General features: G+C 70.4%; 12 protein-coding genes. 4 read left to right on the forward strand and 8 right to left on the reverse strand.

Annotation, left to right across the window (positions count from 1 at the left end):
- Positions 1-124: 124 nt before the first annotated feature.
- The 5 genes from ACX80N_RS13855 to ACX80N_RS13875 all read right to left on the reverse strand — a co-directional run bounded on the left by ACX80N_RS13855 (position 125) and on the right by ACX80N_RS13875 (position 3,866).
- A complete protein-coding gene (locus ACX80N_RS13855; protein ID WP_459339873.1) occupies positions 125-961 on the reverse strand; it encodes a glycerophosphodiester phosphodiesterase family protein in 837 nt (278 codons plus the stop codon).
- Positions 939-1,748, reverse strand: coding sequence for an HAD family hydrolase (locus ACX80N_RS13860; protein ID WP_105032271.1), 810 nt, complete (start codon positions 1,746-1,748; stop codon positions 939-941). Before ACX80N_RS13860 ends, ACX80N_RS13855 begins: the two co-directional genes overlap by 23 nt.
- 62 nt (positions 1,749-1,810) lie before the next feature.
- A complete protein-coding gene (locus ACX80N_RS13865) occupies positions 1,811-2,338 on the reverse strand; it encodes a YbhB/YbcL family Raf kinase inhibitor-like protein (protein WP_459339874.1) in 528 nt (175 codons plus the stop codon).
- Between the two features lie 35 nt (positions 2,339-2,373).
- Positions 2,374-3,297 carry a carbohydrate kinase family protein gene (locus ACX80N_RS13870; RefSeq protein ID WP_459339875.1) on the reverse strand — a complete coding sequence of 308 codons (924 nt, stop codon included), beginning with the start codon at positions 3,295-3,297 and terminating at the stop codon, positions 2,374-2,376.
- A gap of 86 nt (positions 3,298-3,383) precedes the next feature.
- Positions 3,384-3,866, reverse strand: a complete 483-nt coding sequence (locus tag ACX80N_RS13875; protein WP_459339876.1) for a PGPGW domain-containing protein — start codon at positions 3,864-3,866, stop codon at positions 3,384-3,386.
- 156 nt (positions 3,867-4,022) lie between these two features.
- Between ACX80N_RS13875 and ACX80N_RS13880 the strand changes: the two genes are divergently transcribed.
- Genes ACX80N_RS13880 through ACX80N_RS13890 form a run of 3 tightly spaced genes read left to right on the forward strand, consistent with a single transcriptional unit; the run spans position 4,023 to position 6,427 of the window.
- On the forward strand, positions 4,023-5,003 hold the full coding sequence (locus ACX80N_RS13880; RefSeq protein WP_459339877.1) for a ring-cleaving dioxygenase: 981 nt from the start codon (positions 4,023-4,025) through the stop codon (positions 5,001-5,003).
- Position 5,004: 1 nt separating this feature from the next.
- Positions 5,005-5,646, forward strand: coding sequence for an alpha/beta hydrolase (locus ACX80N_RS13885; protein WP_459339878.1), 642 nt, complete (start codon positions 5,005-5,007; stop codon positions 5,644-5,646).
- Positions 5,639-6,427 carry an isocitrate lyase/PEP mutase family protein gene (locus ACX80N_RS13890; RefSeq protein WP_459339879.1) on the forward strand — a complete coding sequence of 263 codons (789 nt, stop codon included), beginning with the start codon at positions 5,639-5,641 and terminating at the stop codon, positions 6,425-6,427. Before ACX80N_RS13885 ends, ACX80N_RS13890 begins: the two co-directional genes overlap by 8 nt.
- Positions 6,428-6,449: 22 nt before the next feature.
- Here the strand turns inward: ACX80N_RS13890 and ACX80N_RS13895 are convergent, their stop codons facing one another.
- A complete protein-coding gene (locus ACX80N_RS13895) occupies positions 6,450-7,298 on the reverse strand; it encodes a prolyl oligopeptidase family serine peptidase (RefSeq protein ID WP_459340006.1) in 849 nt (282 codons plus the stop codon).
- Between the two features lie 130 nt (positions 7,299-7,428).
- Between ACX80N_RS13895 and ACX80N_RS13900 the strand changes: the two genes are divergently transcribed.
- On the forward strand, positions 7,429-8,535 hold the full coding sequence (locus tag ACX80N_RS13900; RefSeq protein WP_459339880.1) for a GTP pyrophosphokinase: 1,107 nt from the start codon (positions 7,429-7,431) through the stop codon (positions 8,533-8,535).
- A 153-nt stretch (positions 8,536-8,688) separates the two neighbouring features.
- On the opposite strand, the gene ACX80N_RS13905 is transcribed toward ACX80N_RS13900, so the two are convergent.
- On the reverse strand, positions 8,689-9,153 hold the full coding sequence (locus ACX80N_RS13905) for an SRPBCC family protein (protein WP_459339881.1): 465 nt from the start codon (positions 9,151-9,153) through the stop codon (positions 8,689-8,691).
- A gap of 34 nt (positions 9,154-9,187) precedes the next feature.
- Positions 9,188-11,572 carry a phosphoketolase family protein gene (locus tag ACX80N_RS13910; protein ID WP_459339882.1) on the reverse strand — a complete coding sequence of 795 codons (2,385 nt, stop codon included), beginning with the start codon at positions 11,570-11,572 and terminating at the stop codon, positions 9,188-9,190.
- Between the last annotated feature and the right edge of the window lie 12 nt (positions 11,573-11,584).

Genomic DNA, 11,584 nt, shown 5'->3' on the forward strand with positions numbered 1-11,584 from the left:
GAGTGGCCGCGACCGGGCTCCTGCACGTCCGGGAGCAACACTGCACCCGGCCTCCTCGTCCACGAACGGCCGGTATGCGCGACAGCCGCCGGAGTTGCGCATCGGCGGCTTCGGGACTGCGCGGTCACCCCTCCGGCCGGTCGCCGTTCTGCGGCCACGCCGCGCGGTCGACCAGGCAGGAGGCGAGCACGTCCGCGGCGTCGGACACGAGGCCGTCGACGCCGAGATCGAGCAGCCTGTCCATGTCCTCGCGCGCGTTGACGGTCCAGACATGGACGTGGAGGCCGGCCGCGTGGCACGAGGCGACGAAGCGGCGCGTCACCACGCGGACGCCACGATACGTCTCGGGTACCTGCAGCGCCTGGACCTCGGCTATCCGTGCGAGGGGACCTGCCAGCCCGAGGGGTGCGGCCAGCTTCAGGAGTGCGTTGACCGCCATGCCGGCGGACGACGCCGTCGGCCTGTCGAGCAGGCGCAGCACCCTCCGGCGGCGACGGTCGGAGAACGAGGCGACGAGCACGCGGTCATGGGCGCCGAGCCGGTTGACGAGCTCGGCGAACGGCCTGGCGCAGTCGTCGCTCTTGACGTCGATGTTCAGGCGCAGTTCCGGCCAGCGCAGCAGCACCTCCTCGAGCGTGGGGATGCCGCCGCCGCCGCCCACCGGCAGAGCGCCCAGCTCCGCCGCCGTCCGCCCCGCGATCGGCCCCCGGGCGTCGGTCACGCGATCGAGCAACTCGTCGTGGAAGACCATCACCACGCCGTCGCCCGATGCGCGGACATCGATCTCGAGGTACCGGAAGCCGAGCTCGACGGATCGCTCGAAGGCCGCCATGGTGTTCTCGCCGCCGGCGGGGGCGAACCCCCGGTGCGACAGTGCGAGGGGGGACGCGTCGGACCGCGTGCCGGAGCGGTTGTCGAGGTAGGGGTAGCGGCCCGGGTCAGGCCGTGCGGAGCGCCGCAAGCCGTTCCTCCAGCACCTGGGCCACGCCGTCCTCCTCGAACGGCGGCGCCACGAGGTTCGCGGCCGCGAGCGCGTCCGGGTGGCCGGAGGCCATGGCGTACCCGTGGCCGGCCCAGCCGAGCATCTGGACGTCGTTCGGCATGTCACCGAAGGCGACGACGTCCGCGGCGTCGATCCCGCGGTCCGCCGCGTACCGGGCGAGCGTGACGGACTTGTCGATATCGGGGACAGCCATCTCGAGCAGGGCGATGGTCGGCGCGGAGTGCGTCGTCGAGACGAGGTGGGCGACGGCCGGCCGCACGGCCGCGAGGAACTCGTCGGGTGAGACGGTCTTCTCGCGTGCGAGGAACTTGACGACGTGCTCGCCGGGCAGGGACTCCTCGAACGGCTGCGCCGTGATCCCGCCGAGCAGCTCGGAGGTCGCTCCGTCGGCGAAGCCGGACTCGATCTGGAAGCCCGACACCGTCTCGGCAGCGAAGGTGGCCGCAGGGTAGAGCCCGCGGATGATATCGCGCGCAGCGTAGACGTCCTCGGGTTCGAGGAGCCTCGCGTCGAGGACGCGCTCCTCCTGGAGGTCGTACGTCAGCGCGCCGTTCGAACAGATGACCGTCCCGGTATGACCGAGCTGGTCGCGCAGGGGCTGCAGCCAGCGGGGAGGACGACCCGTGACGAAGACGACGTCGACCCCCGCCTCCACGCATGCCCGGAACGCGCGGATGGTGCGCTCGCTCATCGTGCCGTCGTGGCCCACGACGGTCCCGTCCATGTCGCTCGCCACGAGGCGCATCGCTGACTCCTTCAGGTTCCGGACTTCCACCCTACCGGCGGATGGGCCTCGAGGCCGTCCCGCTACCGCTCGAACGTGCCGATGAGCCGGGCACGGCCGATGGTGCTGGAGAAGAGGTTGAAGCCGAGGTAGGCGGGCGAGGCCTCGGCCGGGAGGTCGAGGGACTCGACGTCCAGCGCGTGGACGACCACGTGGTAGTGGTGGGGGCCGTGGCCCTCGGGAGGTGCGGCACCCACGAACCCGGCGAAGCCGCCGTCGTTGCGCAGTTGCAGGGCGCCCTGGGGCAGCAGGCCGGAGCCGTCGGTGCCCGCACCTGCGGGCAGGGACGTGGTGGTGGCGGGCAGGTTGGCGACCGACCAGTGCCAGAACCCGCTCGCGGTGGGTGCGTCGGGGTCATAGACGGTCACGGCGAAACTCCTCGTGGCTTCGGGGAAGCCGCTCCAGCTGAGCTGCGGTGATTCGTCCCTGCCTCCCGCGCCCATCACCCCGGAGGCCTGTGCGGGATCGAGCGGCTCGTGGTGGGTGATCGTCTCGCTGGTCAGCTCGAACTGGGGTACCTGCGGCAGGTCTGCATAGGGATCGCGGGTCATGGGTGTGCTCCTGGTGTCGTGGTCGATCGCGGCGGTCAGGCCTGGCGTGCCATCTCGTCGCGCGAGGGCGGGTTCGCTCCCGCGCGCGAGACGGTGATGGCTGCCGCCCGGGCTGCGTACTGCAGCATCCCGGTCAGCTGCCCGAGGCTGATTCGGCGCAGCTCCTCGCGCCGATGGGCGCCGTCGAGTTCGTTGTCCACGAGCGCCCCCACCAGGGCCGCCATGAAGGAGTCCCCGGCGCCCACGGTGTCCACCACGCTCGCGGAGGGTGCGGGAACCGACACCTCGCCCGTCCGGCAGATCGCCCACGGCCCCTGGGACCCGCGGGTCACCACGACGACGGCGGCGCCGGCGTCCAGCCAGGCGCGCGCCGACTCCTCCGGGGTGCGATCGGGGTAGAGCCATTGGAGGTCCTCGTCGGAGGCCTTGATCACGTCGGCGAGCGCGACGAACTTCCCGGCCTGGGCACGGGCGTGCTCCACGTCGTCGATGATGGTGGGCCGGCAGTTGGGATCGTAGGTGACCGTGACGAGGGGGTGCGCCGCCGTGACCAGGGCGAGCACGTCGGCTGCCCCGGGGGTGAGCATCGTGGCGATGGAGCCGGTGTGCAGAAGGGTGGCGCCGTCGAGGAGCGTGTCCTTCCGGGCGACCAGCCCCGGCAGGTCCCAGACGAGCTGGAAGTCGTAGGACGCCCCACCCGCGGGGTCGAGGCGCGCGGTCGCGACGCTCGTGGGGGCGCCGTCGGGTTCCACGGGGAAGGGCACGGAGTTGTCGCGGAGGTGCTCCCGGATCATGCGGCCGTACTCGTCGTCGCCGTACCGGCCCACGAACTGGGCCGGATGCCCCAGGCGGGCGAGTCCCACGGCCACGTTCATGGGGCTTCCACCCACGTGCGCGCTCATGGGTGCGGTGTCGCTGACGACTTCGTCGATGAGGGTTTCCCCGATCACGGTGAGCACTCCCTCAACGTACCAGCCGCCGTGTCCCCGCCACCGGGGAAGTTCCGCGTCGCGGGCGGATCCCGCGTACGCGATGGCGGTCCGGCCTACTCCGTCTCCGGCCGCAATCCGCGGGGGCGCGCGGGGAGAGGGCGGCCGCGGAACCGGCGCACGCTGTAGACGATCAGCACGAGGGCGATGATCGAGGACGCGATGAGGCTGATACCCGTGCCCGTCCCCCCGAACAGCCACCACTTGTCCGCGAGGAACCACCAGGACGGCACGGCGGGCTGGAGGATCCAGATCACGCCGAGGGTCATGATCACGAGGGCACTCGCACAGCTCACGGCGATGCGGGGGATGGTCGCCACTCCGAGCGCTGCTGCGTGATAGGCGTTGGACTTCAGCGGCTTCAGGTAGCGGCGCGCCCAGTGGTACTGCTGCGACAGGACCGCGAGGCCGGCGGCGAGCATCAGGAGTCCCGGTCCGGGCAGCACCAGGGCGGCGATCCCGAGTACCACGAGGGTCCACCCGACCACCTCGATACCGGTGCGGCGGACCCACCCGGAGACCCGCCCTCTCGCTGCCATGCGAACAGGATGACACAGGAAGCTGGGGGCCCACGACGGTCAGCAGGCTGCCTATCGCTCGGAGGGCACCGGCAGGCCGGGGAACAAATGCCGGTTTGCATGCGTTTGCATGGACATGCCGGCGCTCGCCCGGCCGGCCCCATCAAGGAGGACAGCGTGACTGCACAAACCGAAGGTCTCCACCACGTCACCGCGATCGCCGGTGATCCCCAGAAGAACATCGACTTCTACATCAGGGGGCTGGGGCTGCGGCTCGTCAAGAAGACCGTGAACTTCGACGACCCGGGTACCTACCACCTGTACTACGGCGACGAGTCCGGGCGTCCCGGATCCCTCCTGACCTTCTTCCCGTGGCAGGGCATCCGCAGCGGACGCATCGGCAGCGGACAATCGACCACCACCGCCTTCTCCGTGCCGCAGGGCACGCTGGGCTGGTGGCAGGAGCACTTCAAGGCACTCGGCGTCGAGTCCACCATCTCCCGCGCCTCGTCCGAGGAGGAGCGCCTCTCGCTGCGCGACCCCGACGGACTGCAGATCGACCTCGTGGCCTCCTCCATCTCCGATCCGCGCAATCCGTGGGACTCCGCCTCGGTGCCCGCCGAGTACGCCGTGCGCGGCCAGCACTCGTCCGTCCTGACGGTCCAGGATCCCACCCGCACCCTCGAGACGTTCACGCGCGACCTCGGTATGACGGTCCTCGGCGAGAAGGACGGCCGATACCGTCTGAGCACGCACGCCGGCGAGCCCGGCACGGTCGTCGACGTCGTCACCGACGCCCGCGGTGAGCGCGGCCTCGTGGCCGGCGGCACGGTGCACCACATCGCGTTCCGTGTCCCCGACCAGCAGACCCAGGAGCTCTGGCGCCAGGAGCTCGCCGAGCGCGGCTACGGCGTGACGGCGATCCTCGACCGCCAGTACTTCACCTCCATCTACTTCCGCGAGCCGGGAGGCACGCTCCTCGAGATCGCCACCGACACCCCGGGCTTCGACATCGACGAGCCCCTGCTGGAACTCGGCCGTTCACTGAAGCTGCCGCCGTGGCTCGAGCCGAACCGCGAGGCGATCGCCCATTCTGTGGCGAAGATCGAGCTGCCCGCGGAGAACAACCCGGCCGTCCAGGCCTTCTTCAGGAGCTGACATGAGCGCAATCCACCAGTGGCCGCACCTGTTCGAGGAAGGAGCACCCGGCACCCCCGTGCTGCTGCTCCTGCACGGCACGGGCGGCACCGAGCACGACCTCCTGCCGCTCGCCGGGCGTCTCGCCCCCGGCGCGGGTCATCTCGCTCCCCGTGGACCCGTGCAGGAGCACGGCATGAACCGCTGGTTCCGCCGCTTCGGCGAGGGCGTGTTCGACGTCGACGACGTCGTACGCCGCGCCGGTGAACTCGCGGCGTTCGTCGGCTGGGCACGGGACCACTACGGGATCGGCGGTCGGCCGCTCGTGGCCGTCGGTTTCTCCAACGGGGCGAACATCGGCCTCGCGACCACGCTGCTCCACCCCGATGCCGTCAGGAACACCGTCGCGTTCTCCGGCATGTACCCGCTGGAGGGGCGGACGATCGAGGCGGACCTGTCCGGATCGTCGGTCGCCCTGTTCAACGGGGAGTCCGACGCCATGGCCCCGATCGAGAGCGTGGTCCGCCTGGGATCGATCCTCGAGAGCCGTGGCGCCGAAGTAAGCCGGAACGTCCGCCAGGGCGGTCACGGGATCCACCCCACGGAGGTGGACGGTGCAGCCGCCTGGATCACCTCGCACACCCGGAAGGTACTCAATGACTGACACACGCAACGACCTCGCCGCGAAGGCCGCCAACCTCGCCCAGCTGCACGCCGCCCCCGAGATCCTGCAGGTGGTGAACGTCTGGGACGCCATCAGCGCGAAGACCATCGCCGCCGTCCCCGGCACGACGGCCCTTGCCACGGCAAGCCACTCGATCGCGGCGTCGCTGGGCTACGACGACGGTGAGAACATCCCCGTGGAGGAGATGATCAACGCCGTAGGACGGATCGCCGCGGCGACGGACCTGCCGGTGTCCGCGGACCTGGAGTCGGGCTACGGCGACCCGGAGGACACCGTCCGCCGGGCGATCGGCGTCGGGATCGTCGGCGCGAACATCGAGGACCAGATGCGTCCGCTGGCCGACGCCGTGGAGCAGATGGAGGCGGTCCTGCGGGCAGGCACGTCGGAGGGGATCGATTTCGTCCTCAACGCCCGTACGGACGCCTTCGTGAGAGCCGGGGACCGCGATCCCGCGGACGTCCTGGCCGACGCCGTGGAGCGCGGCAGGGCGTACCTGGCCGTGGGTGCCACGAACGTGTTCGTGCCCGGGCTGCTGGACGAGCACGCGGTGACCACCCTCGTGGAGGCCTTCGGTCCCCGGCGCCTGAGCGTCATCAACGTGCCGGGCAGCCTCGCGCCGGCGCGCCTGCAGGAACTGGGCGTGGCCCGCATCTCCTACGGCCCCTGGACGCAGCGCGTCGCGCTCACCGCGCTCGCGACCACGGCACGCGACCTGCTCGCCGGCGGTGCCCTGCCCGAGGGCACGCTTCCCCTCAACTAGGGATGCCCCCACCGGACCCCGGTCAGCCCCCGACGGGCGGGCCGGGGTCCCCTACGGCGGCGTCGGCGGCGTCGTCGAGCAGTCCGACGATCCGTTCCCAGGCCTCGGAGCCGGGGGTGATGACGGCGAAATGGTCCCCCGGGACGAGGACCAGCTCCGCCGTCGCACCTGCCGCCGTGGCCTCCCTCACGTAGCCCTCCGACTGGCTGAGCGGCACGGTGGCATCGTGCATGCCGTGCACTGCATACACGGGGACGTCCAAGGGTATGGCGGTCATCGGGTCCGCGAACCGGTACCGCTCCGGGTCCCCGGGGTCGCCGAGCAGGTTCTCCACGGCGCCGTCGCTCAGTCCGAGCCTGCGGGCCTCCCCGAGGTCCAGCACCCCGGCCTGGCTGACGACGGCGGTGAGCGGCACGGTGGGGACCCCTGCACCGGGCGCGCCGGACGGCAGTCCTGCCCTCCCCGCAGCCCATACGGCCAGGTGTCCGCCGGCGGAGTGGCCCAGCGCCGTCGTCGAGCGGAGGTCGAGGCCGTGCTCCCCCGCGGCGGCGGCGAGCGCATCGATGCCGGCGGCGACGTCGTCGAACGTGGCGGGCCAGCCGCCCCCGTTGCCCGCCCTCCGGTACTCGAGGTTCCAGCAGGCGTAGCCCCGGCCCGCGAGATCCTGCGCGAGCGGCTCCCCCAGCTCGGCTCCGTAGGTGGACCGCCAGTAGCCGCCGTGGATGATGACCACGACGCCGCGGACCGCGAGGCCCGCGGCGGGCAGGTGGAGATCGGCGAACTGGCTCGGATCCTCGCCGTAGCCGTACCGCTGCGGTGCGGCAGTCGACGCGGTGCCGCTGCCGGTCCGGAGGCGGCAGGCCGTGAGCACGGCGGCCCCGGCCGCGACGAGGAGGGCCAGGAGGGAGCGTCGACCCACGGGGTGTACCGGATTCACAGGGGAAGCTTAACGGTCACCCGCGTTGGCTACGATGAAGGTTCTCCTTCGAAAGGCACGGTGCATGGGCGCATGGGATGATCTCGACGAGCGGCTGAGGCCTACCGTCGAGGCGCATACGCGTGAGTACGAGCGCGTTCGGCCGGCCCTGGACCGCGTCACCGCCGCCATGCGGGACAGCATCGAGGGCATCTTCGACGGCACGGGCCTCCAGCCGCTGTTCGTCACGGCGCGCACCAAGACCGTGGAATCCTTCCGCGACAAGGCGTCCCGCACCCTGTCGTCCCCTGATACCGGTGCGACGCCCGTCCTCGTGTTCCCCGACCCGCTGCGCAACCTGACGGACCTGGTGGGCGTCCGCATCATCACCACGCTGCCGCACGAGGTGGACCTCGCGGCGAACCTGCTCAAGCGCCAGCGCCACGAGTTCGACTGCCGCGGTGACCGGGAGAAGGACATCGGGTCCATCGAGTCCGGCACGTACGGCTATTCGAGCCGGCACCTCATCATGCGTACCATCCACAACGAGGTGGTCCGGGCCTTCCAGCAGACCGTGGATCCCGAGACGAAGGCCGCCGGCAGCTACCTCTTCGAGGTTCAGGTGCGGACGGTGCTGGCGCACGCGTGGTCCGAGATAGAGCACGACATCCGCTTCAAGGCCTCAAATCCGAAGGCCTGGAGCCCCTACTTCGACCGACAGTTCACCGGTACGGCGGCCATGCTGGAGACGGTGGAAGCCGCCTTCGCCGAACTGCACGAGCGGTACGAGACGGTCACGGGATTCTGGGACGAGGAGGGCGAGGGCAGCGCCCCGCTCACGCCCAACCGCGTCCGTGACGTCTGGCAGACGCTGCTGCCGCACGTGGACCGGAAGTCGGACGACAACTGGGGCTGGGCGGCCGAACTGCTCGCCGCCCATGGACTGAGGACCACGCTGCAGCTCGTGTCCCTGCTGCAGGCCGACACCATCACGACGGTCCGCAAGGCGCTCGACCACCGCTACTCGCCCGGACCGGACCGGCTCCTCGACGACATGCTGCTCTGGCACTACGGCGAACGGCACATCGACCTCACGGCCGAGCCCACGGACGCGGACGCGACACCGCGACGGGACAGCCTCCAGCGCCGGTACCGGCAGATGCAGGCCTACCGGGCGCTGCATCCCGCCTGATCGGTCGGGTGCGGCGGGGCTCAGCCGCGGTCCTTCCGCGCGCCGGTCGAGGCGTCAGGCGGCCGGCAGGGTCCTGAGCCGCACCGTCCGGCGACGGCCGACCCCGAGGGAGCGGCCGTCGCCGTACGATCGATGCCGCGGGGCACCCGGGAATCAGGCCTCCGAGACCTGCGCCGCGAGATTGGCGAGCGTGGAGTCCAGGGCGTCCTGCGACACCTCGGGGAAGCTCAGCTTCTTCAGGATCGCCTTGTCCGTGACGGCGGACCAGTCGTAGCTCACGGAGACCTCGGTGGAGGCGGGGCCCGAGGGCTGCAGTTCCCACACCCATTCCCAGCCCGGCGGCACCTCGCCGGCCGGCGCCGTCTTCCAGGCGAGCAGCTTGTTCGGGTCGTAGCCCACCACGTGGTTGTCCGTCTGGTAGTCACCACCCATCTTGTCCCACTGCTGGTTCATGGTGAACACCTGGCCCACGGCGGTGATGCGGTCCGACTTGCTGTCCGACTGCACCATGCCCGAGCCGTCGAGTGCGGCATGGCGGGCGGGATCGGACAGGATGTCGAAGATGGCACCGGCGGGTGCATCGATGGTGCGGGTCGAGGAAATGCGGGACTCGGTCATAGGGTGTTCTCCTTCTGGTCGGGGACCACGGGTTTTACTTCGCCTCGTCCGGCGAAGATTCGTCGAGCATCCAGCCGGTGATGGACTCGAGGTCCTTCCCGGCGTCGCGCGTGTACTGCCAGGCGCGCTGCCGCTGGTCCTGCAGGTCCTGCCGGAAACGGGCCTGGGTGGCGCCGAGGGCCGGTACGCGGTCGATCACGTCCATGGCCAGCTGGAACCGGTCGATCTGGTTCAGCATCGCCATGTCGAACGGCGTCGTGGTGGTGCCTTTCTCTTTATACCCGCGCACGTGGAGGTTCGCGTGGTTGGTGCGCCGGTAGGTCAGCCGGTGGATGAGCCACGGGTAGCCGTGGTAGGCGAAGACCACGGGCTTCGACGTCGTGAACAGGGTGTCGAAATCGCGGGCCGAGAGCCCGTGCGGGTGCTCCGAGCTGTCCTGCAGGCGCATGAGGTCGACGACGTTGACCACCCGGATCTTCAGCCCGGGGACGCCCGCGGCCAGCAGGCGCGCGGCGGCCACGGTCTCGAGCGTCGGGACGTCACCGGCACATCCGAGGACGACGTCGGGCTCCACCCCGGGCTCCTCCGACCCCGCGAAGCCGAAGATGCCGATGCCGCGCCTGACGTGCAGGAGCGCCTCCTCGGGGCCCAGCCAGGTGGGCGTGGGCTGCTTGCCGGTCACGATCACGTTGATGGTGTCGCGGGTCTTCATGCAGTGCTCGGTGACCGCGAGCATCGTGTTGGCGTCCGGCGGGAGATAGACCCGGATGACGTCCGCCTTCTTGTTCATCACATGGTCGATGAAGCCGGGGTCCTGGTGGGAGAAGCCGTTGTGGTCCTGCTGCCAGACGTGGCTGGAGAGCATGTAGTTGAACGAGGCGATGGGCTGCCGCCAGGGCAGCGTCCGGTGGACCTTGAGCCACTTGGCGAACTGGTTGAACATCGAGTCGACGATGTGCACGAAGGCCTCGTAGCAGTTGAAGACCCCGTGGCGTCCCGTCAGCAGGTAGCCCTCGAGCCAGCCCTGGCACAGGTGCTCACTGAGGACCTCCATGACCCGCCCGGACCGTGCGAGGTGCTCGTCGACGTCCTCCAGGCGCGGTTGCCAGACCTTGTCCGTCACCTCGAACACGGCGGACAGGCGGTTCGACGCCGTCTCGTCCGGACCGAACAGGCGGAAGGTGTGGGGATTGCGCTCGATGATGTCGCGGAGGTAGCCGCCGACGGTGATCATCGGGCTCGCCTTCTCCGTGCCCGGATGCGGCACCTCCACGGCGTGCTCCAGGTACGAGGGCAGCACGAGGTCGCGGAGGAGCCACCCGCCGTTGGCGTAGGGCGTGGCGCTCATCCGGAGGTCGCCGTCGGGGGCCAGCGCGGCGATCTCCGGCCGGAGTTCCCCCGTCCCGGTGAAGAGCGACGCCGGATCGTAGGACCGCATCCAGTCCTCGAGCTGGCGCAGGTGGTCCTCGTTGCTGTGGATCTCCGAGAGCGGCACCTGGTGGGAACGCCACGTGCCCTCCACGGCCTTGCCGTCCACCACCGCCGGTCCCGTCCAGCCCTTCGGGGAACGCAGCACGATCATGGGCCACCGGGCCTCCGCGACGTCCGCACCCGCCAGGGGCGTCCGCGCCGCCTCCTGGAGGGTGTGGATACTGTCCATGCAGGCGTCCAGCACGTCCGCGAAGTCGCGGTGGGCGGCCTCCGTGGCCGTGGGGTCGGACACCGTGACGAAATGCGGCTCGTACCCGTAGCCGTACATCAGCTGCCGCAGCTGCTCCTCGGGCATGCGGGCGAGCACGGTGGGATTGGCGATCTTGTAGCCGTTGAGGTGCAGGATCGGTAGCACCGCGCCGTCGACCGTCGGATCCAGGAAGCTGTTCGAGTGCCAGCTCGTGGCCAGCGGCCCGGTCTCCGCCTCGCCGTCGCCCACCACCGCGACGGCGACGAGCCCGGGGTTGTCGAAGACGGCCCCGTAGGCGTGCATGAGCGTGTAGCCCAGCTCGCCGCCCTCGTGGATGGATCCGGGTGACTCGGGCGCGGCGTGGGAGGGGATGCCGCCGGGGTAGCTGAACTGCTTGAACAACGCGTCGAGCCCCGCACCGTCCTTGCCGATGCTGCTGTAGATCTCGGAGTACGTCCCCTCGAGCCAGGCGTTGGCCACCACCGCCGGTCCGCCGTGGCCGGGCCCTGTCACGAACAGCATCTCCTGCCCGCGCTCGGCGATCACGCGGTTCAGGTGCGTGTAGATGAAGTTGAGCCCGGGCGTGGTGCCCCAGTGACCCAGCAGCCGCGCCTTCACGTCCTCCCCCGTGAGCGGCCGTGTCAGCAGGGCGTTGTCGCGGAGGTAGATCTGGCCCACCGAGACGTAGTTGGCAGCCCGCCACCAGGCGTCCAGTGCCTGGATATCGAGAGTGCTCATGTATGCCTCCTG

The sequence above is a fragment of the Arthrobacter sp. MDT2-16 genome (assembly GCF_054510925.1).